22 protein-coding genes are annotated in these 21477 nt (G+C 63.8%); 15 read left to right on the forward strand and 7 right to left on the reverse strand.

What is annotated here, in order from left to right:
* The first annotated feature begins 66 nt into the window (after positions 1-66).
* The 7 genes from AC1DUB_RS18880 to AC1DUB_RS18910 all read left to right on the forward strand — a co-directional run bounded on the left by AC1DUB_RS18880 (position 67) and on the right by AC1DUB_RS18910 (position 5972).
* Positions 67-687 carry a glycine zipper 2TM domain-containing protein gene (locus AC1DUB_RS18880; RefSeq protein WP_477717297.1) on the forward strand — a complete coding sequence of 207 codons (621 nt, stop codon included), beginning with the start codon at positions 67-69 and terminating at the stop codon, positions 685-687.
* A gap of 7 nt (positions 688-694) precedes the next feature.
* Positions 695-931, forward strand: a complete 237-nt coding sequence (locus tag AC1DUB_RS18885; RefSeq protein ID WP_477717296.1) for a PepSY domain-containing protein — start codon at positions 695-697, stop codon at positions 929-931.
* 186 nt (positions 932-1117) lie between these two features.
* Complete coding sequence (locus tag AC1DUB_RS18890) at positions 1118-1789, forward strand: response regulator transcription factor (protein WP_477717295.1); 672 nt, start codon at positions 1118-1120, stop codon at positions 1787-1789.
* Positions 1786-3117, forward strand: a complete 1332-nt coding sequence (locus AC1DUB_RS18895; RefSeq protein WP_477730798.1) for an ATP-binding protein — start codon at positions 1786-1788, stop codon at positions 3115-3117. Before AC1DUB_RS18890 ends, AC1DUB_RS18895 begins: the two co-directional genes overlap by 4 nt.
* A 266-nt stretch (positions 3118-3383) precedes the next feature.
* Complete coding sequence (locus AC1DUB_RS18900; protein ID WP_477717293.1) at positions 3384-3767, forward strand: MerR family transcriptional regulator; 384 nt, start codon at positions 3384-3386, stop codon at positions 3765-3767.
* A gap of 60 nt (positions 3768-3827) precedes the next feature.
* Positions 3828-4823: an aldo/keto reductase gene (locus AC1DUB_RS18905; RefSeq protein WP_477717292.1), complete on the forward strand. Its 996-nt coding sequence runs from the start codon at positions 3828-3830 to the stop codon at positions 4821-4823.
* Between the two features lie 147 nt (positions 4824-4970).
* The gene (locus tag AC1DUB_RS18910; RefSeq protein WP_477717291.1) at positions 4971-5972 is read left to right on the forward strand and encodes a nucleotidyltransferase family protein; all 1002 of its coding nucleotides are present in this window, start codon (positions 4971-4973) and stop codon (positions 5970-5972) included.
* Here AC1DUB_RS18910 and AC1DUB_RS18915 read toward each other — a convergent pair.
* The 7 genes from AC1DUB_RS18915 to AC1DUB_RS18945 form a co-directional block, all read right to left on the reverse strand.
* Entirely contained in the window at positions 5956-7233 is a 1278-nt protein-coding gene (locus AC1DUB_RS18915) for an amidohydrolase family protein (RefSeq protein ID WP_477717290.1), read from the reverse strand. The two genes, AC1DUB_RS18910 and AC1DUB_RS18915, sit on opposite strands and share 17 nt — an antisense overlap.
* A gap of 167 nt (positions 7234-7400) precedes the next feature.
* Positions 7401-8549 carry a HupE/UreJ family protein gene (locus AC1DUB_RS18920; protein WP_477717289.1) on the reverse strand — a complete coding sequence of 383 codons (1149 nt, stop codon included), beginning with the start codon at positions 8547-8549 and terminating at the stop codon, positions 7401-7403.
* On the reverse strand, positions 8546-9754 hold the full coding sequence (locus AC1DUB_RS18925; RefSeq protein WP_477730799.1) for a hypothetical protein: 1209 nt from the start codon (positions 9752-9754) through the stop codon (positions 8546-8548). Before AC1DUB_RS18925 ends, AC1DUB_RS18920 begins: the two co-directional genes overlap by 4 nt.
* A gap of 59 nt (positions 9755-9813) precedes the next feature.
* Positions 9814-10455: a uracil phosphoribosyltransferase gene (gene upp, locus AC1DUB_RS18930; RefSeq protein WP_477717287.1), complete on the reverse strand. Its 642-nt coding sequence runs from the start codon at positions 10453-10455 to the stop codon at positions 9814-9816.
* A 37-nt stretch (positions 10456-10492) separates the two neighbouring features.
* Positions 10493-11848: a URC4/urg3 family protein gene (locus AC1DUB_RS18935; protein ID WP_477730800.1), complete on the reverse strand. Its 1356-nt coding sequence runs from the start codon at positions 11846-11848 to the stop codon at positions 10493-10495.
* 27 nt (positions 11849-11875) lie between these two features.
* On the reverse strand, positions 11876-13246 hold the full coding sequence (locus tag AC1DUB_RS18940) for a GTP cyclohydrolase II (protein ID WP_477730801.1): 1371 nt from the start codon (positions 13244-13246) through the stop codon (positions 11876-11878).
* Positions 13247-13781: 535 nt separating this feature from the next.
* Complete coding sequence (locus tag AC1DUB_RS18945; protein ID WP_477730802.1) at positions 13782-15299, reverse strand: helicase HerA-like domain-containing protein; 1518 nt, start codon at positions 15297-15299, stop codon at positions 13782-13784.
* 131 nt (positions 15300-15430) lie between these two features.
* Between AC1DUB_RS18945 and AC1DUB_RS18950 the strand changes: the two genes are divergently transcribed.
* The 8 genes from AC1DUB_RS18950 to AC1DUB_RS18985 all read left to right on the forward strand — a co-directional run bounded on the left by AC1DUB_RS18950 (position 15431) and on the right by AC1DUB_RS18985 (position 21445).
* Positions 15431-16162 (forward strand): YebC/PmpR family DNA-binding transcriptional regulator, encoded by a 732-nt coding sequence (locus AC1DUB_RS18950; RefSeq protein ID WP_477730803.1) that lies wholly within the window; start codon positions 15431-15433, stop codon positions 16160-16162.
* Between the two features lie 2 nt (positions 16163-16164).
* Positions 16165-16455 (forward strand): hypothetical protein, encoded by a 291-nt coding sequence (locus AC1DUB_RS18955; RefSeq protein WP_477730804.1) that lies wholly within the window; start codon positions 16165-16167, stop codon positions 16453-16455.
* The gene (gene purD / locus AC1DUB_RS18960) at positions 16452-17744 is read left to right on the forward strand and encodes a phosphoribosylamine--glycine ligase (protein WP_477730805.1); all 1293 of its coding nucleotides are present in this window, start codon (positions 16452-16454) and stop codon (positions 17742-17744) included. Before AC1DUB_RS18955 ends, purD begins: the two co-directional genes overlap by 4 nt.
* Positions 17745-17844: 100 nt before the next feature.
* Positions 17845-18771, forward strand: coding sequence for an oxygen-dependent coproporphyrinogen oxidase (gene hemF / locus AC1DUB_RS18965; RefSeq protein WP_477730806.1), 927 nt, complete (start codon positions 17845-17847; stop codon positions 18769-18771).
* A complete protein-coding gene (gene nadD / locus AC1DUB_RS18970; protein WP_477730807.1) occupies positions 18768-19424 on the forward strand; it encodes a nicotinate (nicotinamide) nucleotide adenylyltransferase in 657 nt (218 codons plus the stop codon). The genes hemF and nadD overlap by 4 nt, the downstream gene beginning before the upstream one ends.
* A gap of 28 nt (positions 19425-19452) precedes the next feature.
* Complete coding sequence (gene rsfS / locus AC1DUB_RS18975) at positions 19453-20286, forward strand: ribosome silencing factor (RefSeq protein ID WP_477730808.1); 834 nt, start codon at positions 19453-19455, stop codon at positions 20284-20286.
* Positions 20283-20750 carry a 23S rRNA (pseudouridine(1915)-N(3))-methyltransferase RlmH gene (gene rlmH / locus AC1DUB_RS18980; protein WP_477730809.1) on the forward strand — a complete coding sequence of 156 codons (468 nt, stop codon included), beginning with the start codon at positions 20283-20285 and terminating at the stop codon, positions 20748-20750. The genes rsfS and rlmH overlap by 4 nt, the downstream gene beginning before the upstream one ends.
* Positions 20751-20836: 86 nt before the next feature.
* On the forward strand, positions 20837-21445 hold the full coding sequence (locus AC1DUB_RS18985; RefSeq protein ID WP_477730810.1) for a Maf family protein: 609 nt from the start codon (positions 20837-20839) through the stop codon (positions 21443-21445).
* Positions 21446-21477: the final 32 nt, after the last annotated feature.

Consider the following 21477-nt stretch of genomic DNA (forward strand, 5'->3'; position numbering starts at 1 on the left):
TTCGTTCAGCTTGCGTTCACCTAGCCCTTTGTAAGCTGTGCTCCATATCAACCAAGGAGCCTCTTCATGAAACGTTCTGCCATTCTTTGCCTGACCACGCTGCTGGCAGCGGGCGCCCAAGCCCAGACCTTCAACGACACTGCCCGCGTGCGCAATGTCAACCCCCAATACGAGAACGTCTCCGTGCCGCGCAACGAGTGCACCAGCCAGTGGGTGACCGAGCAGCAACCCGTGGCCGCTTCGCGCAATTACGGCGGGCTGGCGGTTGGCGGTGTGGCCGGCGCCGTGCTGGGCAACCAGGTCGGCAAGGGCCACGGCCGCGAAGCCGCTACCGCGCTCGGTGCCGTGGTCGGCGCGCTGGCCGGCGAGCACTTTGCCAACCAGAACGGTTGGGGTGGTGGCTACCAGCAGGCATCCCAGCCGCAGCAGCGCCAGGTGCAAACCTGCAACACTGTCAACGACGTGCAGTCCCGCCTCACGGGCTACCAGGTCGAGTACGAGTACCACGGTCAGGTCTACAGCACGGTGACCCGCGAGAAGCCGGGCCGCACCTTGCCTGTGCGCGTTTCGGTGGCCCCGGTGGAGCCGGTGGCGTCGGTGGGGCGCGAGTCCCAGGGCGCAAGCGAATACCAGGGCAGGCGCGATGACCGTGGCGGTCGCGAGTACTATGGTGCTTACAACCGATGAACGCACGATGAACGCATTTGCCAAACTGCTCTGCGCCACCTTGCTGGTGGCATCCAGCCTGGCCTGGGCCGACCTGAGCCGTGACGACGCGGCCGCGGCGGCCCAGCGGGCCAGTGGCGGCCGCGTGCTGTCCGTCGAAAAGTCCGAGTCTTCGGGCCGGCCGGTATGGCGCGTCAAGGTGGTCACGCCGGCTGGTGAGGTCCGCGTGATCCAGGTGGACGTCGCCACCGGCCAGGTTCGATAGTGTGGTGTTGCACGCTATCTGGCACATAAAAATGCGTCTTTTCGGCCATGGCGGCGTTGCAAATCCGCGCGATACCTACGGGTATCGCTGTGGTTTGCGCCTTGCCCTGACCAAAAATCCATCATTTTTATTTGTGCCATCAAGCATGCAACACCACACTAGGGCCGCCTGCGGCAGCTTTAACCCATGCGCTTGTTACTGATCGAGGACGATGCCGCGCTGCGGCTCACCCTGGCCCGCCAGCTGGAGGCCGATGGCTACCGGGTCGACCAGGCCAAGGACGGCGAAGAGGGCCTGTTCCTGGCGCGCGAGTACCCGGTTGACCTGGTCATCGTCGACCTGGGGCTGCCCAAGCTGAGCGGGCTGACCATCGTGCAGCGCCTGCGCCAGGAGGGGCGTGCCATACCCATCCTGATCCTCACCGCACGCGGCAGCTGGCAAGACAAAGTGGTGGGGCTGGAGGCCGGGGCCGACGACTACCTGGTCAAGCCTTTCGAATACCCGGAGCTGGCGGCGCGGCTCAAGGCCTTGCTGCGGCGCTCGCTCAAGACGGCCTCTGACGTGCTGACGCTCGGCCCCCTCAGCATCGACCTGTCGGCGCAGGCGGTGCGGCTCAATGGCGCGGTGCTGGAGCTCACGGCGTTCGAGTACCGCCTGCTCGAGTATCTGGTGCGCCAGCGCCCGGGCATCGTCACCAAGCAGGCGCTGTCGGACTACCTGTACCCGCACGGGGAAGACCGCGACAGCAACGTGCTGGAGGTGTTGGTGGGTCGGCTGCGGCGCAAACTCGACCCGGACGGCAGCCTCGGCCCCATCGACACCGTGCGGGGGCGGGGCTACAGGTTCACCCTGGAATGAAGGCCGGCTACTCCATCCGCGCCCGCCTGCTTCTGGGGGCTGCGCTGGTGCTGCTGGCCTTCATGGCCGGTGCGGGGCTGGCGGTGCAGCGTGCCCATGAGGACAGTGTGCGCACCGTCCACTTTGGCCGGCTGCAGAGCACCGTCTACCTGCTGCTGGCAGCTGCCGAACTTGATGCCGGCGGTGCGCTGGTGATGCCGCCCGAGTTTGCGGAGCCGCGCCTCTCGCTGCCGGGGTCTGGCCTGTACGCCGGTATCTACAACGTGTTGCGGGGGGATCAGTGGCAGTCAGCCTCGACCCTGGGCTTTCCGCCGCCGTTCCGGCGCAGCCTGCAACCCGGTCAATGGCGCAACGAGACGGTGGATGGGGCCGGTGGGTCCTTCCTGTCGGTCAGCTATGCCGTCACCTGGAAGGCCTCCGCGCGTGAGGCACCGCTGGTGCTCACGGTGCTGGAAGACCGCGCGGCCTTCGACCGCGAGGTTGGCACCTTTACCCGCACCCTGTGGCTCTGGCTGGGCGGCGCCGCCGTGCTGCTGTTGCTGGCCCAGCTGTGGCTGTTGCGGTGGGGCTTGGCACCGCTGCGGCGCGTGGCCAGCGAGATCCGGCGCATCGAAGAGGGTGAGCAATCGCGCATCGAGGGCCGCTACCCCACCGAAATCTCGGGCCTCACGGACAACCTGAACACCCTGATCCAGCAGGAGCGCGAGCGCCAGACCCGGCATCGCGACGCGCTGAGCTTTCTGGCCCACAGCTTGAAGACTCCGCTGGCCGTGCTGCGCAGCGCCCTGGCCGAGCCGGCGCAACTACCAGCAACGGTGGCCCAGCAGGTGAGCCGCATGGACGACATCGTGCAGCACCAGCTGGGGCGCGCCATTGCGGGGGGCGCCGCGCGCTTTGCGCCGCCGCTTCTGGTGGCGCCGATCCTGGAGCGCATTCGCGACGCGTTGGCCAAGGTCTATGCCGAAAGGGCGTTGGACTTCAGCGTCGAGTGCCCGCCCGACCTGGCCTGGCGCATCGACGAGGGCGACTTGTTCGAGATGCTGGGCAACCTGCTGGACAACGCGGCCAAGTGGGCGCGCAGCCGCATCATGGTGCGGGTGTGGCGCGAAGCAGGGCGCCTGTGCATCCGCATCGAGGACGATGGCCCCGGGTTCAGCGACACGGAGTCCGCCCTGCGGCTCCACGTGCGGGGAGACGAGCGCGTGCCCGGGCACGGCGTCGGGCTGGCCGTGGTGAGCGACCTGGTGGCCAGTCACCAGGGGGAACTCAAGCTCACACGCGGCTCGATGGGCGGCGGGCGGGTCGACATCGTGTTGCCGGTGGCTTGAGAACCTGAGAAGCATGCTCTTCAAGGTGAAAGCTGGAAGTTCTTAACTTACCTTGAAGAAGGCGGTCTTGGCGGGTCGGTTGGCGACGGTCAAGCTCGCCACCATCTCTGCCGTTTCGGCCACATGCAGGCCCATGTGTGCCACCTCCGGCATGTAGTCGCAGCACGCCGCATCACAGGTCCATCCAAACCGCCCCTCGCGCCATGTATCCAGGCAGAAAAATAATGGCTTGACTTCGAGTGCACTCGAAGTTTTACAGTAACGGCATGAGCACATCTCTGAGCATCGCCGAGGCCGCCAAGGCCACCGGCTTAACTGCCTACACCCTGCGCTACTACGAGCAGATCGGCCTGATTGCGCCCGTGGACCGCCGCGGCGGCGCGCGCCGCTACAGCGACACTGACATGCGCTGGCTGGAGTTCCTGGTGCGCCTGCGTGCCACCGGCATGTCCATGCGCGACATGCAGCGTTACGCGCAGCTGCTGCGCCAGGGGCAGGCGCCCCACAGCCTGGCCGAGCGGCAAACCCTGCTGGAAGAGCATGCCCGGCGGGTCGAGGAAGACATGCGCGCGCTCGGTGAAACGCTTCAATACATCCGCAAGAAGATTCGCATCTACCAGGAGCTGCGAACAATGCCCAAACGTGCCTGAAACGCTGGCCCTTCCCATTTTTTTGACATTCCCCAACTCAATATTTTCAGAAGGAACACCATGAAAACCCGCACCCTCGGCCGCAACGGCCCCGCCATTTCCGCCATCGGCCTCGGCTGCATGGGCATGAGCGACTTCTACAGCAACCGCGACGATGCGGAGTCCGTCGCCACCATTCACCACGCACTGGACCAGGGCCTCAATTTCCTCGACACCTCCGACGTCTATGGGCCGCACACCAACGAACTGCTCATCGGCAAGGCCATTGCCGGACGCCGCAAGGATGTGTTTCTGGCGACCAAGTTCGGCATGTCGCGCGACCCGGCCAACGAGGCGGCGCGGGGGGTCAATGGCCGCCCCGAATATGTCAAGGCCAGTTGCGACGCCAGCCTCAAGCGCCTGGGCATTGAGCAGATTGACCTCTATTACCAGCACCGCGTCGACAAGACCGTGCCGATCGAAGACACCGTGGGCGCGATGGCTGAACTGGTGCAGGCCGGAAAGGTGCGCTATCTTGGCCTTTCCGAGGCATCGGCTGCCACTATCGAGCGTGCCTGCAAGGTGCATGCCATCGCCGCCTTGCAAAGCGAGTATTCGCTGTGGACGCGCGACCCGGAAGTAACCGGCACATTGGCCGCTTGCCGCAAGCATGGGGTGAGCCTGGTAGCTTATTCGCCGCTCGGCCGTGGCTTCCTCACCGGCGCGTTCTCAAAGCCGGAGGATATTCCTGCCGACGACTACCGTCGCCGTTTTTCGCCGCGTTTCCAGAGTGAAAACTTCAACCGCAATCTCGAGCTGGTGGAAAAGGTGAAGCAACTGGCCGGGGCCAAGGGCACGACGGCGTCACAAGTGGCTTTGGCCTGGGTGCTGGCTCAAGGCGAGGACATCATTCCCATCCCCGGCACAAAGCGGCGCACGTATCTTGACCAGAATATCGCCGCTCTCGACCTTGAACTGAGCAAGGCAGAACTGGCCGAGCTGGACCAGGCATTTCCGCCCGATGCCGCTGCGGGCCTGCGTTACCCGGAATCGTTCATCGGCTCAGTCAACGCCTAGTTGTAGTGGCAGTGGCGTGGCCGAAGGCGAAGGTGACGCCCGTAGTCAGATTTCTTCAATGTAAAAGTGTAATTTAATGAATTTAGCTTGAAGTTTAAGACTCTTCAAGGTAAATTGGAAGAATCAATATTTACATTGAAGACGCGCTTGAATTCCTTTTATGAGCTGAACGAGCAGCAAAAACGGCAACTCATCGATGCCGAGATGCTTTTCTCCGCGCTGGAGCAGGCGGAGGCGGAGGCTATTCGCCACAGGGGCTCGATGTTCTGGCGGGAGCAGGATGGCGGCCGCTACCTTATTTCGCTCTCGGCTCACTCCAGGCAGCGGTCTCACGGACCCGCTTCACCCGAGAACGAGTTGAAGTATGAACGGTTCACCACAAGAAAAGCCGAGGTTGAGGCTCGGCTAAAGACTCTGCGGGAAAAGGCGGAGGAATACAGGCGCATGAACAAGGCGCTGCGTCTGGGGCGAACGCCGGACATCCTGATTGAGGTGCTCAACGCGATGATGCGCTACGGGGTGGCTGAGCATTTTCTGGTGGTGGGAACCCACGCGCTGTTTGCCTACGAGACCGCCGCGGGTGTGCGTTTCCCAAGCGATGTGATGGCCACCCAGGACGCTGACCTGCTCTTCGACACCGTCAGGAGAGCGGCCTTTATGGAAGTGATGAAGGACCGCAAGATGTCCTTCCTCGGCATCCTGAAGAAGGTCGACAAGACCTTTGAGCGTGATGAACTGGACAACTCCACCGCGCGCAACGCCTCAGGCTACGAGATTGACCTGATTCGCCGATTTCCGCCGGATCCGGAAGACATGACGGAACACCCGCTTCAGCTGACACCCGACGAAGGGGATCTGTGGCCTGTTCGCGCCTCCATGGGGCAAAAGCTGTTGTCTGTGCCCCGTTTCGATCAGGTTGTGGTCGGCGTGAATGGCGCCATGGCGCGCATGCGCACTGTGCATCCACTGGACTTTGCCCGGATCAAGCGCGAGCTTTCCAAAGATATCCATCGCGAGCCCCTCAAGAAGTCCAAGGACCTGGCGCAGGCGGACATGGTGGAGACGCTGGTTCGGGAGTACCTGCCGCACCTGGCCAAAGATCTGGCCAACAAAGCCCCGGGCAGCGAAGACACTACCGGGAAGGCATAAAGCTGGTTGCTGGTGATCGCAGTGTCATCCGCAACTGCGCCGTGGCCGCTGGCGTCTCGGCCAGCAGCGTTCCCTTCTTCCATACCTTCAATCGATTCGCCCGCAGCCGAATCGCCTCAATCGCGTCCCGCGCCTGCAGCAGCACAAAACTCGCATCGCAGCCCACCTCCAGCCCATAGCCTTGCAGGTGCATTACCTTGGCCGCATTGGTCGTCACCGCGTCGAAGCATTGGCGAATGCCTTTCTGGCTGGTCATCTGCGCCACATGCAGGCCCATGTGCGCCACCTCCAGCATGTCACCGCTGCCCATGCCGTACCACGGGTCCATCACGCAGTCGTGGCCGAAGGCAACGTTGACGCCTGCGGCCATCAGTTCGGGCACGCGGGTCATGCCTCGGCGCTTGGGGTAGGTGTCGTGGCGGCCTTGCAGGGTGATGTTGATGAGCGGGTTGGCGATGACGCTGACCTCAGACTCGGCTATCAACGGAATCAACTTGCTGACGTAGTAGTTGTCCATGCTGTGCATTGACGTGCAATGCGAGCCGTTGACGCGGCCTTGCAGGCCCAGGCGCTGGGTTTCAAAGGCCAGCGTTTCGATGTGGCGCGACAGCGGGTCGTCGGACTCGTCGCAATGCATGTCTGTCAGCAGGCCGCGCTCGGCGGCGATTTCGCAGAGCAGCTTCACGCTCGCCGCCCCGTCGGCCATGGTCCGTTCGAAGTGGGGGATGCCGCCGACCACGTCGACGCCCTTGTCCAGCGCGCGCTTGAGGTTTTCAACACCGCCTTGGGTGCGCAGCACGCCGTCTTGCGGGAAGGCGACCAGTTGCAGGTCGATGTAGGGCGCGACCTGTTTCTTGACTTCCAGCAGCGCGTCCACAGCCAGCAGGCTGGGGTCGCTGGTGTCCACATGGCTGCGAATGGCCAGCAGGCCCTTGGCGACGGCCCAGTCGCAGTAGGTGAGGGCGCGTTCAATGATGGCGTCGGCCGTCAGCGTGGGTTTCAGCTCGCCCCACACGGCGATGCCTTCGAGCAAGGTGCCGCTCTCGTTGACACGCGGCAGGCCGTAGCTGAGGGTGGCGTCCATGTGGAAGTGCGGGTCCACAAAATGCGGGCTGAGCAGGTAGCCGCCTGCGTCTACCGTTTCATGGGCGGGGGCGCTGAGGCCAGGCTCCACCGCGGTGATGCGGCCGCCCTGCACGGCAACAGACATGCTGGTTCGGCCGTCCGGCAGCGTCGCGTTGGTGATCAGTAAATCGAGCATGAAACCCCCGAGGATGGAATGCGTCAGTGGTCAGTGGTCAGTGGAACGGGAGAGCTGCTGCCAGCCAGCGCGCCACACCGTGCTGGTTTTATCGTCACCCTCGGGGCAGGGTTTCCTCAGCGCCTGCGCCATCGCTGGCGGACCACAGAGCAATGCCAAAAACGATACTACAGATCAAACAGCCTTTGCACCAGCCACCAGCTTGCGAGCATGGCCACCAACAGTGAGCCGACCTTGAGCACGCCCACGCGGTAGAACTTTGTGGCGCGCAGCCAGAACGCCAGCGGCAAAAACACGGCGACGATGGCCAGCTGGCCCACTTCCACGCCGGCATTGAAGCCCACCAGCGCCAGCACCAGCGCATTTTGCGGCAGGCCCAGGTCGGCCAGCACCGAGGCAAAACCGAAGCCATGGAGCAGGCCAAACACGAAGGCCATCACCCAGCGCCGGCCCTCAATCGTGCCGCGCAGATTGTTCAGCGCCGCCACGACCACCGAGGCCGCGATGGCTGACTCGACCAGCCGCGAGGGCAGGCTGATGATCTGCAGCGCCGCCAGGCTGAGTGTGATGGAATGGGCCAGCGTGAAGGCCGTGACCACCTTGACCACCTCTTTGACAGCGCCGCCCAGCCGGGGGGCGGGTTCCCATTGGCCCTGGCGCCGCATCAGCACGGACGGCAGCAGCAGCGCCAGCAGAAACAGGATGTGGTCGTAGCCGATCCAGATATGCCAGACGCCATCGAGCAGGTACTGGCGCAGGGTTTGCCAGGCGCCGGCGGGTTGCAGCGCCAGTGACTGCTCGGCCGAGTCGGTGCCGAAGACCAGCGCCTGGGCGCTCTCGGTGCCGGGCGCTATCCATTGCACCAGGCCCCGGTGGGACGGGTCCACGTCGAACAGCAGGGAATAGCGCGCCTTGAGCACGCCGGATAGGTTGGCACACTGCGCGGTGAGGCTGAGCACGGCGTAGGTGCCGTCGCTGTGCCTGTCGAGCGCGAGCGGGCTGCTAGTGACCCAGGCGCAGGGCTTGTCAGCCACGGTGAGCTCCAGCCGGTTGATGGCCAGCCGCGTGATCTCGTCGCTGCGCTGCCGGACTTCGCCCCAGGTCAGTTCGCCATTGCCGTCGCGGTCGAGTTGCAGCACATAGTCGAGGTCGCGCAGGGCGATGTCCCAGCGCACGGCAATATCGCTGCTGCCGGAGGCGGCGCGCAGGGTCAGGTAGCTGTCGCTAGGCTTGTGGGCCCAGGCCGTGCCTTGCAAGACTTGCAAAAGCAGGGCGGCCAGCAGCACAAGGAAGCGCTTCACAAGGCCGCGCTTCATCGTGTGGCTCCCTGGGCGGCCAGCTGCGTGGCGAGTTTGTCAAATGCCGGATCTTCGTAGCGGCTGGTGCGCAGCCAGTCGAGGGCGGGCTGTGCGGCCTTGGCCTGGCCGGCGGCGAGCGCGGTACGCATCAGGATTTCGGCATCGCGCGGCTCTTTCTGGACCAGGTAGTTGCGGGCCGCCAGTGCCAGCGCCTTGGCGGCGTTGTGTTCGATGTCAAGCTCGAAGCGCGCCGCCTCCTGCTCGTGCAGCCGGTCGCCGCGCTGCGCAGCCGCCTGGAAGCGCTCGCGCAGCTGCCCGGCCCAGTCGCCAGCGCGCGTGTCGCCTGCGGCGGCGCCTGCCAGCGTCAGCCGCAGCAGCAGGACGTCGGAGCGTTCCCACCCGGCCAGCAGTTTCAGCACCTCTGCCGGTCGCTGGTGTGCCAGCAGGAAGTCTGCATAGGCTCCCAGCAGAAACTGGTCGGTGATGCCTTGCTTGAGTGCATCCCGGAAGTAGCCCTCCGCGGCGTCGTGGCGCTGCAGCCGCCACGCCATTTCTGCCAGCCGGGTGTCAAGCCACAGCAGCAACTCGGGTGAGGTCTGCGGTGCGGCCTTGCCAGCGGTGGCCAGTTGCCCGAAGGCGGCCTCGAGCTGGCCGGTGGTGGCACGTACATAGGCGATGCAACCCGCGCCCAGCAACGGCTCGGCCAGCGGCGTCAGCCGCTCGCAGTCGGCCAGGGCTTCAGCGTAGCGCGCCTGCACCATGAAGACGGCGGCCCGCCAGGACAGGGGCTCGGGCGAGGCGGGGTCCAGCTGGCTGGCTTTGGCCAGGCTGGCCAGAGCGCCTTCGAAGTTGTGGCTGTATTGCTGGATCAGCCCATGCAGCAGCCAGTAGCCGGACCCGGCCGCAGCCGGCGGAGCCAGCGGAGCGATCGTCGCAGAGGCGTAACCCACGTAGCGCGGGTCGCCCTGGGCCATGGCCATGTCGAAATAGCGCCGCGCGATTTCTACCCGCAGGATGGCGTCTTCCGGCCGCGCAGCGAGTTGCCGGCGCAGCGACTCGACACGCCTGAGCGCCGGATCGCTGGCCCGGCCGGGCAGGCGCTCGACGACTTCTGAATCACTGGCGGGGGTGTAGGGGGCGGCCTGAATAGCCGGGCAAAACAGGCTGGCAAGGCCCAGCAGCGCGGCGCCGGCGGCGCGCCGTGCAAACGTAGGTAAAAACATGCGGGGAGTGTAGCGGCTGCCTGACGGTTGCCTGGCGATTGCTAGCGGTTGCCTGACGGCTACTTGGTGCCGAAGATACGGTCGCCCGCATCACCCAGACCGGGCAGGATGTAGCCGTGGTCGTTGAGCTGGCGGTCGATGGCCGCGGTGTAGATGGCCACGTCTGGGTGGGCTTTTTGCAGGGCGGCGATGCCTTCCGGGCAGGTCAGCAGGCAGACGAACTTGATGGACTTCGGGTTGAGTTCCTTGAGCCGGTCGACGGCTGCAATGGCGGAATTGCCCGTGGCCAGCATGGGGTCGACGATAACGACGTCACGTTCCTGCATGTCGTGCGGCATCTTGAAGTAGTACTCGACCGCAGTCAGCGTTTTCGGGTCGCGGTACAGGCCCACATGGCCAACGCGCGCGCCGGGCACCACGCTGAGCATGCCCTCCAGGATGCCGTTGCCGGCACGCAGGATGGAAACGAAGACCAGTTTTTTGCCATCGATGACCCTGGACGTCATTGTTTCCAGCGGCGTTTCGATCTCGATCTCCTGCATGGGCATGTCGCGCGTGACCTCGTAGGCCATCAGCAAGCTCAGCTCGTTCAGCAGGGTGCGAAAGGTGTTGGTGGAGGCGTCCTTGCGCCGCATCAGCGTGAGCTTGTGCTGCACGAGCGGGTGGTCAATGACGTGGACTTTGTCGCTGCGAGTGGTCATGTTGTGATGCGCTTTATTCTTGATTCAAGCTATTGCTTCAAAAGACGGTGCCGTCGCTCTCGATGTTCAGGGGCGGCTGGCCGCCATGCAGTTGCTGTGCCAGTGCCCGCCCGGCGGCCCAGGTCCCCCCTTCAAGCACGCAGGCCAGCGGCATCTGCTCGGCAGTCAATCCTAACTGCTCGCGGACCAGCGGTGCAAGTTCGTCCAGCAGGGCCACCGTCAGTGCGCGCCATTCCACAATCAGCTCATCGCCGGCGCCATGCAGTTGCCCGGCCTGCGACTCATCCTTCAGGCGCAGCACGCCGGCGTCCAGGAAGAGGCCGCCGTTGCGGTATTCGGGCAGCCCGGTCAGCGCGTCCAGCCCTTGCACGCGAATGCCAGCCCATTCAAACGGCTCCAGCAGCGAGTAGGCGAGCCACTGCGACAGTTTGTGAAAAGGCATCCAGCCGTCGCTGAGGCTGGCCGGAGCGCTGCCGACCACACCATTGGCCGCACTCTTGGTCGCACTGCCACTGCAAGCCGCGGCGTGCCGCCAGCAATCTCCCAGCGCAATGTTTTCAATGGCGTTCTGCGCGGGCCAGATGGGTGCCAGACCCGTCAGTAGCACCGACAGCAGCTCGTGTGCGTGAACGGCGGGCCGTTGTTCCTGATCTGTCTTTGTTTGTTCCGTCTCAACCTTGAACGATTGCTGTGGTTGTTGTTTAACCAGCAGGTCGAACAGGTGGCCGGGTCGCCCCGGCTGGCCAAACAGGGCGGGCTGATCCTGCAGTGCCTGGCCCAGGCGGCGCAGCAGCGCTGCACGCCCCTCCAGGCCCACCAGCGGATTGCTGGCTGTGACCTGAAAGGCCTGGCCCAGCCGTTCGGCCGTGACGGCTTTCAGTCCCTGGGTGTCGGCCTGCAATGGCAGTGATGGATCGCTGGAAAACAGGCCAGCCATGAAGGCATGAAAGCTGGCCACGCCCAGACCTTCCGACCGGCTGTATTCGTGCCCGGGGTGTTCCGCCTGCGCGGGCTCCCGGTAGGTCCAGTCGGGGCCGGCGCCGGCATCCAGCAGCACGCTGACCAGGGCCAGGTCGATTTGGGCGCGTGCCCGTTCAGCCGCCGAAACCTGTGCCAGCGCCGCGTTTAACTGGCCGGTCCGGTCCACGCCGCCGGCTTCAAAGTGCCGCCAGCGGCTGTGGTACGGAATCTTGAGATCCGGGTAGCGGGCGCGGGTCAGTTCGGCGACCAGTACGGCGGCGGTGTCCAGCGCCCCGTCGTTGACCGTGAACCAGGCCGACTCGCCGCGGCGTGCCCGTTCGAGCAGGGCGCGGGCCCGCGTCCGTATCGTTTCTGTAGAACGCAGTTCGGCCGCAGCCGACAGCAGTTGGGCGTCACCAGCTATTTTTTTCATGGCTGATGCGTCCGTAAAATTGGGGGCTCAGGTATCAAGTTCCCGTCCCTTGGCCTTTTTGAGCTCTTCGGCGTCGGGCACCGGCCCCGGCGTGAAATAGCCTGCGGCCATCTTGGCATCCATTTCCACGCGCGCATCTTCGGGAATCAGCGCGTCCGGAATATTCACGCGCTCGCCGATCTCGATGCCGGCCTTGATGATGGCATCGAACTTCATGTTGCTCATGGACACCAGGCGGTGAATCTTGCGCACGCCCAGCCAGCTCAGCACATCGGGCATGAGCTCCTGAAAACGCATGTCCTGCACGCCGGCCACGCATTCGGTGCGGGCGAAGTACTGGTCGGCGGTGTCGCCGCCCACCTGGCGTTTGCGCGCGTTGTAGACCAGGAACTTGGTGACCTCGCCGAGCGCCCGGCCTTCCTTGCGCGAATAGGCCACCAGGCCCACGCCGCCGCGCTGCGCACCCTGGATGCATTCCTCGATGGCGTGGGTGAGGTAAGGGCGGCAGGTGCAGATGTCCGAGCCAAATACGTCCGAGCCGTTGCATTCGTCATGCACCCGCGCTGTCAGTTCAATGGCGGGGTTGGCCAGGTCCTGCGGGTTGCCAAAGATGTAGACGGTCTGCCCGCCGATGGGGGGCAAAAACACCTCCAGGTCGCTGCGGGTGACGAGTTCGGGGTACATGCCGCCGGTTTCCTCGAACAGCACGCGGCGCAAGTCGGTTTCGCTGCAACCAAAGCGCCGGGCCACCTCGGGCAAATACCAGACGGGCTCGATGGCGGCCTTCGTGACCATGGCGGCGCCACCGTCAGTCAGGTACTTGCCGTCGGCCTTGAGGCGCCCCGACTGCAGCGCCTCAATGACTTCAGGCAGGATCACATGGGCCTTGGTGATGGCGATTGTCGGGCGGATGTCGTAGCCGGCGGCCAACTCGGCGGAAAACACGTCGGCCACCGCGGCGCCCCAGGGGTCCAGGGAAACGATGCGGCCGGGTTCGCTCCATTGGGGATAGGGGCCGATCAGGTCGGTGGGCGTGGTGTTGGTGAGGTCTGCCCTGTGCTGGCGCGACAGAGCGCCTGACGCGATGGCCAGCGCGCGGTAGACGCTGTAGGAGCCGCTGTGCGTGCCGATGACGTTGCGGTGGCTGCGCCGCGTGGTGGTGCCCACCACCGGCCCGCGTTCAGCCGCGCTGGCCGCGCTCCAGTGAATGGACAGTGCGCCCTGGCCGCTGGAGTGCGAGGTCAGGCGGATATGGCGGGGCGAGGTGGAAGCGGCGGAAGCGGACGCAGCGGAGGAAATGGACGAGGCGGACGAAATGGACGAAGCGGCGGATGGCGCAAGGGATGAGGCTGGCGCGGACGCGGGATCGACAGATTTCGCGGCAACTTCAGAGGGCATTGTGTGTCCTTCCAAAAGCCCAATGTAGCGACGGGCGTGGTGCTTGACAAGCCCGGGGCGCCTTGCCGGTCGCTAATTTGCGACAGGCGGCGCATCGGCTATATGACGCAGGGGAACAGGGCCAGGGCAGCGGGGCGGGCGGCGTGTCCGGCAGCAGTCCAAGTGCTATCCGGCAGCGTATTGCCGCCTGTGACATCGCAACAGGGCCGCAATGAACGGCGATGTTGCCTTGGTGTCTTTTGCTGTTTTACTCTTTTATTTGGCTTAGAACCTGTTTACGATCTAAACGAGGCCGCGTTGGGGTGCAATCGGGATGAGTGAGGCGCTCGGGTCCGCCGCATGGGCTAATGCCCATGCAAGGGCCCGGGTGGCTCAATCGCCCGATTTCACCCCAACCCGAAGGGCAAGCGCCTTCTCGGGCGGTCTGCGGCGTTGCGGCGCTTGCCCATAGCCCAAGCTATGGGCGGCGCACCGCGCCTTGCATCCCATCCCGAGAAGGTGCTTGCGCGGCCCCGTTTAGATCGTAAACAGGTTCTTAGCGCCGCTTGCCGCCAAAGATACCGCCCAGCACGCCCCGGATGATCTCTCGCCCCACGGCGGAGCCCATGGTGCGGACGGCAGACTTGGCCATGCTTTGCGCCAGGCCTTCGTGCCGGCCTCCGCGCGGCCCGGTGCTGCCAAAGAGCACGTCGTTCAGGCCGCCCAGAATACCGCCGGAGGCTGCTTCCCCGGCGGCGCCGCCAGCGGGGGCTTTGGCCGCCGCCTCGGCCGCCGCATCCGCGCGCCCCCTGATTTTTTCGTACGCGGATTTACGGTCTACTTCCTTTTCGTAGACGCCCGCGACCAGCGAATTTTGCAGCAGCGACTGGCGTTGTTGCGGGGTGATCGGGCCGATCTGGCTACCCGGAGGCAGCACATAGACGCGCTCGGTGATGCTGGGGCGGCCCTTGCTGTCGAGAAAGCTCACCAGCGCCTCGCCCACGGCCAGCTCGGTAATGGCGGTCTCGATATCCAGCCCGGGCTTTTGCCGCATGGTCTGGGCGGTCGCCTTGACGGCTTTCTGGTCGCGCGGCGTGAAGGCGCGCAGGGCGTGCTGCACCCGGTTGCCCAGCTGGGCCAGGACGGAGTCGGGAATGTCCAGCGGGTTTTGCGTCACAAAATACACGCCCACGCCCTTGGAGCGCACCAGGCGCACCACCAGCTCGATGCGCTCAACCAGCACCTTGGGGGCTTCGTTGAACAGCAAATGCGCTTCGTCAAAGAAGAACACCAGCTTGGGTTTTTCAGGGTCGCCGATCTCGGGCAGTTGCTCGAACAGCTCGGACAGCATCCACAGCAGGAAGGTGGCGTACAGGCGCGGCGAATTCATCAGCCGGTCGGCCGCCAGGATGTTGATCATCCCGTGCCCGGCGCCGTCGGTCTGCATGAAGTCGCTGATGTTGAGCATGGGCTCGCCAAAGAACTTGTCCGCGCCCTGGCTTTCGATCTGCATCAGGCCACGCTGAATGGCGCCCACGCTGGCGGCGCTGACGTTGCCGTATTGCGTGGTGAACTGGCCGGCGTTGTCGCCCACATACTGCAGCATGGCCCGCAGGTCCTTCAGGTCCAGCAGCAGCAGGCCGTTGTCGTCGGCGATCTTGAACACCAGGTTGAGCACGCCCGCCTGGGTCTCGTTGAGGTTGAGCATGCGGCCCAGCAGCAGCGGGCCCATGTCCGACACCGTGGCGCGAACCGGGTGCCCCTGCTCACCGAACACGTCCCACAGCGTGGCCGGGCAGGCCAGGGGGTTGGGCGCGTCGATGCCGCGCTCCTTGAGGATGCCGGCCATTTTTTCACCGATGCTGCCAGCCTGGCTGATGCCGGTCAGGTCGCCCTTGACGTCCGCCATGAAGACGGGCACGCCGATTTTCGAGAAATTTTCAGCCATCGTTTGCAGCGTGACGGTCTTGCCGGTGCCGGTGGCGCCGGTAATCAGGCCGTGGCGGTTGGCAAGCCCCGGAATAAGCTCACAATGGATAGACGCATTCCTGGCAATCAATAAGGGTTCGACCATGGCAGTGTCCTGGGGTGTGAGGAAGCTTGCCGCTCATCCCGATCCGGGCTACAGGGCCTCGCGGGGTGCTATGCAGGGCTTCCTAAAAGTAAAATGATGGACGTAGATTAAATCAATTACGAAGGATTTCCGTGGCTGGTCATAGCAAATGGGCGAATATTCAACACCGTAAGGGGCGCCAGGATGAAAAACGCCAGCGCGTCTGGACGCGCGTGATGCGGGAAATCATGGTCGCGGCCCGTATGGGTGGGGGTGATCTGGGCACCAACCCGCGCCTGCGCCTGGCTGTTGACAAAGCCAAGGCGGCCAACATGCCGGCCGATAACGTGAAGTACGGCATCGCCAAAGCCACCGGCAGCCTTGAAGGCGTTCACTACGAAGAAGTCCGTTATGAAGGCTACGGCTTTGGCGGGGCGGCCATCATTGTCGATTGCATGACGGACAACCGGGTGCGCACCGTGGCGGAGGTTCGCCATGCGTTTGCCAAGCACGGCGGCCACATGGGGAGCGAAGGTTCGGTGGCTTTCCAGTTCAAACACTGTGGCCAGCTGATTTTTGCACCCGGCACCAGCGAGGACAAGGTCATGGAAGTGGCGCTGGAAGCGGGTGCCGACGATGTGATCACGCATGATGACGGCGCCATCGAGGTGCTGACGCCCTACACCGATTTTGAAGCTGTCAAAAAAGCGCTGGAGGCTGCCGGGCTCAAGCCCGAGCTGGCCGAAGTCACCATGCGTGCCGACAACATGATCGAGCTGACCGGCGAAGATGCCCGGAAGATGCAAAAGCTGCTGGATGTGCTGGAAGACCTGGACGACACACAGGAAGTCTTTCACAACGCCGCGCTGGACACATCTGAGTGACCATGGAGCAGAACGCCGATACTGCGGAGCGGTTGGCTCGCATCGAAAACCTGCTGCAGGAAGGAAACCGTCTGCGCAGCCTGGCGATGGACCTGCAAAAGGAATCCCTTGCCATGCAGAGGTCGCTGGTTGATGAGACCCGCGCCAACATTGTGAAGGCCGGTACGGTCAATGATCAGGCGCTCGAACTGCAGCGCCGCGGCCGGGCCGTCGTCAAGATCGTTCTCGGTGTCGTTTTTTTTCTTATTTTGTACCTCAGCTATTTGCTGTTTTTTAGATTGAACCTCCCGTGAAAGTTCTTGTTATTGGTGGCGGCGGCCGTGAGCACGCGCTGGCCTGGAAACTGGCCCAATCGCCCAAGGTGCAGGCGGTGTATGTGGCGCCGGGCAATGGCGGCACGGCGCTGGATGCGCGGCTGGAGAACATCAACATCACCGACGTCCAGGCGCTGCGTGCATGGGCCCTGACCGAAAAAATAGCCCTTACCGTGGTGGGGCCGGAGCAACCGCTGGCGGCCGGCATTGTCGATGAATTCCGCGCCCATGGCCTCAGGGTGTTTGGCCCGACCAAAGCGGCCGCCCAGCTGGAAAGCTCCAAGGCCTTTTCCAAGGCCTTCATGAAGCGCCACGGCATTCCGACGGCTGAATACGAAACCTTTACCGATGCGGTGGCGGCGCACGCCTATGTCGATGAAAAGGGTGCGCCCATTGTGGTCAAGGCCGATGGCCTGGCGGCCGGCAAGGGCGTGGTGGTTGCCATGACGCTGCATGAGGCGCATGAGGCGATCGAGTTCATGCTGGCCACCGGCCCGGACCACAACGTGCTGGGCGTTACCCACAACGAGGGGGGTGCGCGGGTGGTGATTGAGGAGTTTCTCCAGGGCGAGGAAGCCAGTTTCATCGTCATGTGCGACGGCAAAAACGTGACCGCCATGGCCACCAGCCAGGACCATAAGCGTCTGCTGGACGGCGACCAGGGCCCGAATACGGGTGGCATGGGGGCGTATTCACCGGCCCCCGTGGTGACACCGGATGTGCATGCCCGCGCCATGCGGGAAATCATTCTGCCCACCATCAAGGGCATGGAAAAAGACGGCATTCCCTTCACCGGCTTCCTGTACGCCGGCCTCATGATCGATGGCCAGGGCCGGCCCAAGACGCTCGAATTCAACTGCCGCATGGGCGACCCGGAAACCCAGCCCATCATGATGCGGCTGAAAACCGATCTGTTTGACGTGATGATGGCGGCCACTTCCGGCACCCTCGATCAGGTCGAACTGGACTGGGACCGCCGTCCGGCCCTCGGTGTGGTGATGGCGGCGCACGGTTATCCGCTCAATCCGCGCAAGGGCGATGCCATCCATGGCCTGCCCAAAGCTGCTGATGACGCCATGGTGTTTCACGCCGGCACCCTCAAGCAGGACGGTGCCACCGTTACTGCGGGTGGCCGTGTGCTGTGCGTCACTGCGTTGGGCGGCACGGTCAAAGCTGCCCAGCAGCGCGCTTACGAGGTCGCCCAGTCCATTCAATTTGACGGCGCCCAATACCGCAAGGACATCGGCTACAGGGCCATCAAGTCCTGATGGGCGCAGCTTGGCGCCCAGGGCTGGCGGTGCCGGATTCCGGCGCCCGATCAATGCCGGGTGCCGCTGCGGCCTTTAACATGGGTCATTACGTGGGTCAATGAGCATGACTGATCTTTCGGGCGTTCGCACCTTTTTACTGGGGCTGCAGGAGCGCATTACCGCAGCCATTGCTGAACTCGATGGCGGGCAATTTTTGGCCGACCCCTGGCAAAAAGAGCCGGGCGAGCCTTTGCAGGGAAACGGCATCACCAAAATCCTGGAGCAGGGCCAGGTGTTTGAGCGCGCGGGTTGCGGGTTTTCGCATGTGCGCGGCCCCAGGTTGCCGCCCTCGGCGACGCAGCACCGGCCTGAACTTGGCGGCGCGCCGTTTGAGGCCATGGGCGTGTCGCTGGTGTTTCACCCCCGCAATCCCTATGTGCCCACCGTGCACATGAATGTGCGCATGTTGGCCGCGACGCCGGTTTCCGCCGGTCCGGCAGAGGCCGTGTGCTGGTTTGGCGGCGGCATGGACCTGACGCCCTATTACGGTTTTGACGAAGATGCCGTGCATTTTCATCAGACCTGCAAGGACGCGCTGGCGCCGTTCGGCAGCGACAAATATCCGCGCTTCAAGCAATGGTGTGACGAGTATTTTTATCTCAAGCACCGCCAGGAGCAGCGCGGCATAGGCGGCATATTTTTCGATGATTTCCAGGAGCTGGGCCTGGACCAGAGCTTTGCCATGATGCAAAGCGTGGCGGATTCCTTCCTTCTGGCTTACCTTCCGATCGTGAGGCGACGCCAGAACCTGCCCTATGGGGAGCGTGAGCGCGATTTCCAGCTCTACCGTCGTGGCCGCTACGTGGAGTTCAACCTGGTTTGGGACCGCGGCACGCATTTTGGCCTGCAGTCGGGCGGTCGCACCGAGTCCATTTTGATGTCCATGCCACCACTGGCCAGTTGGGCCTACCAGCACCAGGTTGAAGCCGGCTCCCCCGAAGAGCGCCTGTACAAAGAGTTTCTGATCAGGCGGGACTGGGTTTGAATGCCGCGTCCCCTTCCCCGGAAGAACCTGCCGCCCGGCAGCAGGTGAAGCGCATCGGGGTGTTTGGTGGGGCGTTCGATCCGCCGCACAATGCCCACGTGGCATTGGCACTGGTGGCCCTGGCGCAGCTGGAACTGGACGCGCTGCACATCATTCCTACCGGGCAGGCCTGGCACAAGGCCAGGCCGCTCAGCGCGGCTGTTCACCGGCTGGCCATGGCCCGGCTGGCGTTTCAGGACCTGCCGCGCATTGTGCTGGATGAGCGTGAATTGCAGCGTGCAGGGCCGACCTTCACGATCGATACGCTGGAGGCGCTACAGGCGGAAAATCCGCAGGCCCAGCTCTACCTGATCATCGGTGCGGACCAGTTTTCGGCGTTCCGGCAATGGCACCGCTGGAGGGACATTCTGCAACTTGCTATAATTTGTATAGCTGGTCGCATAGAATCCACGCTGGATCAATCCAAATTTGATGCCTATCCGGGGCAAAGCAGCCGCTTTTTGACGCTGGAGCTGCCCCTGATGCCTGTCAGCGCAACCCATATTCGCCATCTGATGGCTTCGGGTGCAGCTACCGCCGGGGAAATCGCGCACTTGGTCCCTGAGCCGGTTGCGCGTTATATTTCACTCCACCAGCTTTACAGTCTCCCTTAATTCCACCCTCATTGAAGCAAAGCCCTGCATGACCTCTATCACTGTCAAAACCACCAGCACCGCCGACAAGAAAGATGTGCAGAAATTGCAGCGGGCCATCATTGACGGCCTGGAGGATGTCAAGGCGCAGGACATTCAGGTATTTGACACAGAGCACATCACTTCGCTCTTTGAGCGCGTGATCGTTGCTTCCGGAACCTCCAACCGCCAGACCAAGGCCCTCGCGGCCAGCGTGCGCGATGCCGTGCGCGACGCGGGTTTTGCCAAGCCCCGGATTGAAGGTGAAGACAACGGAGAGTGGATCATCGTGGATTGCGGCGCTGCCGTCGCGCACATCATGCAGCCCACGATCCGCCAGTACTACCATCTTGAAGAACTCTGGGGTGAGAAGCCAATCAAGTTGAAACTGGGAGCGCCCGCACCGCTGGTGAAGGCGTCAAAGCCCGAACCCGCGGCAGAGCCCAAAACGAAAGCCGGTGCAAAACCGAAAGCAGGTGCCAAGCCCGGCGCAAAATCCACCGCCGCACGCGGCGCGCGCGTTGCCAAGCCGGCCGTGAAAACAGTCGTCAAGGACCATGCCCCGGGGTATGTGGGCAAGGTTGGAAAAACCAGTGACTGGACCGCCAAACGGAACCAGGCAACACCCGCCGCCGAGCCGGCAGTGAAAGCGGGCAGGGCAACGGCCAAGCCTGCGGCTGCGAAATCTGCCGCAAAACCTGCCGCAAAGCCGGCCACCAGGACACCGATCGTGAAAGTGCCTGCGCCCAAAAGGGCTCCGGCCAAGAAAGCTGCCGCCAAGACCGCGGCCAAGACTGCAGCCAAGAAGCCGGCAGCCAGGAAATCCGCCCCCCGGAGCAAATGAGGCTGACGATCGTAGCCGTCGGCCAGAAAGTGCCCGACTGGGCGCAAACGGCTTACGACGACTACGCCAAGCGTTTTCCGCCTGAGCTGAAGGTCGAACTCAAGGCGGTTAAAACCGAGCCGCGCGCATCCAAAACCCTCGAGAACCTGCTGGCGGCTGAACGCGCACGCATTGAAGGCGTCATCAGCCGCGGAACCCGCGTGGTGGCGCTGGATGAACGCGGTACTGCAGTGACCACCGTGGCGCTCGCCGAAAAACTCAAGGCATGGCAATTGTCGGGTGACGATGTGGCCATCGTGATCGGCGGGCCGGACGGGCTGGACGCAGGGTTCAAGCAATCAGCGCATGAACGCCTGCGCCTTTCCGATCTGACCCTGCCGCATGCCATGGTGCGGGTGTTGCTGATCGAGCAGCTTTACCGGGCCTGGAGCATCACCATCAACCATCCCTATCACCGCGAATAGCATGGTGTTCACGCCTGGCGCCGTGTCTGGTTTTTTACGGGCTGCCCGCGGGCAACCGGATAGCCGTGTGAGTAATGTGAGTAGCCATGCCTGCTGCTGATTTTATTTACCTGGCTTCACAAAGCCCGCGGCGAGCCCAGTTGCTGGAGCAGCTCGGCGTGCGCTACCAGCGTCTGGTGCCCGCTGCCRGCGAGGACACCGAAGCGCTGGAAGCCGTGCTGGGCAAGGAGTCTCCGGTGGCTTACGTCAAGCGGGTCACCCGCCTCAAGCTGGACGCCGCGAGCGAACGCGCGAAGCGCCAGGGGCTGGCCCCGGCGCCCATTCTGTGCTCGGACACCACAGTGGCCCTGGGCCGGTCGATTTTGGGCAAACCCGAAAACGCGGCTGAAGCGACCCGCATGTTGCGCCAGCTCTCCGGTGCCACCCATCGCGTGCTCACCTCGGTGGCCGTGCAGCAGGGACGCCGGCGAACTGAGGCGCTGAGCATTTCCCGCGTCACGTTTGCACCGATGACCGCGGCCCAGATCAGCTCCTACGTCGCGTCGGGCGAACCCATGGGAAAAGCCGGCGCCTACGCGGTACAGGGCAGGGTGGCCATGTATATCTCGCATATCAGCGGCAGTTATTCCGGGATCATGGGATTGCCCCTGCATGAGACTGCATGGCTCCTGCGCGCCGCCGGCCTCAAAATCTAGCAGTGGCCAGCCAGCAGCGAAGCCACTAGCGG

The organism is Polaromonas sp. P4_F9, assembly GCF_056401235.1.

Bases quoted from the DNA above. Each gene is read 5' to 3' on its own strand.
- rsfS (WP_477730808.1), top strand. From the start codon at position 19,453: ATGACCTCTATCACTGTCAAAACCACCAGCACCGCCGACAAGAAAGAT.
- AC1DUB_RS18945 (WP_477730802.1), bottom strand. From the start codon at position 15,299: ATGGTCGAACCCTTATTGATTGCCAGGAATGCGTCTATCCATTGTGAG.
- hemF (WP_477730806.1), top strand. From the start codon at position 17,845: ATGAGCATGACTGATCTTTCGGGCGTTCGCACCTTTTTACTGGGGCTG.
- AC1DUB_RS18905 (WP_477717292.1), top strand. From the start codon at position 3,828: ATGAAAACCCGCACCCTCGGCCGCAACGGCCCCGCCATTTCCGCCATC.
- AC1DUB_RS18900 (WP_477717293.1), top strand. From the start codon at position 3,384: ATGAGCACATCTCTGAGCATCGCCGAGGCCGCCAAGGCCACCGGCTTA.
- AC1DUB_RS18895 (WP_477730798.1), top strand. From the start codon at position 1,786: ATGAAGGCCGGCTACTCCATCCGCGCCCGCCTGCTTCTGGGGGCTGCG.
- AC1DUB_RS18925 (WP_477730799.1), bottom strand. From the start codon at position 9,754: ATGTTTTTACCTACGTTTGCACGGCGCGCCGCCGGCGCCGCGCTGCTG.
- AC1DUB_RS18885 (WP_477717296.1), top strand. From the start codon at position 695: ATGAACGCATTTGCCAAACTGCTCTGCGCCACCTTGCTGGTGGCATCC.
- AC1DUB_RS18940 (WP_477730801.1), bottom strand. From the start codon at position 13,246: ATGCCCTCTGAAGTTGCCGCGAAATCTGTCGATCCCGCGTCCGCGCCA.
- AC1DUB_RS18920 (WP_477717289.1), bottom strand. From the start codon at position 8,549: ATGAAGCGCGGCCTTGTGAAGCGCTTCCTTGTGCTGCTGGCCGCCCTG.
- AC1DUB_RS18880 (WP_477717297.1), top strand. From the start codon at position 67: ATGAAACGTTCTGCCATTCTTTGCCTGACCACGCTGCTGGCAGCGGGC.
- AC1DUB_RS18915 (WP_477717290.1), bottom strand. From the start codon at position 7,233: ATGCTCGATTTACTGATCACCAACGCGACGCTGCCGGACGGCCGAACC.
- AC1DUB_RS18935 (WP_477730800.1), bottom strand. From the start codon at position 11,848: ATGAAAAAAATAGCTGGTGACGCCCAACTGCTGTCGGCTGCGGCCGAA.
- AC1DUB_RS18955 (WP_477730804.1), top strand. From the start codon at position 16,165: ATGGAGCAGAACGCCGATACTGCGGAGCGGTTGGCTCGCATCGAAAAC.
- rlmH (WP_477730809.1), top strand. From the start codon at position 20,283: ATGAGGCTGACGATCGTAGCCGTCGGCCAGAAAGTGCCCGACTGGGCG.
- AC1DUB_RS18890 (WP_477717295.1), top strand. From the start codon at position 1,118: ATGCGCTTGTTACTGATCGAGGACGATGCCGCGCTGCGGCTCACCCTG.
- upp (WP_477717287.1), bottom strand. From the start codon at position 10,455: ATGACCACTCGCAGCGACAAAGTCCACGTCATTGACCACCCGCTCGTG.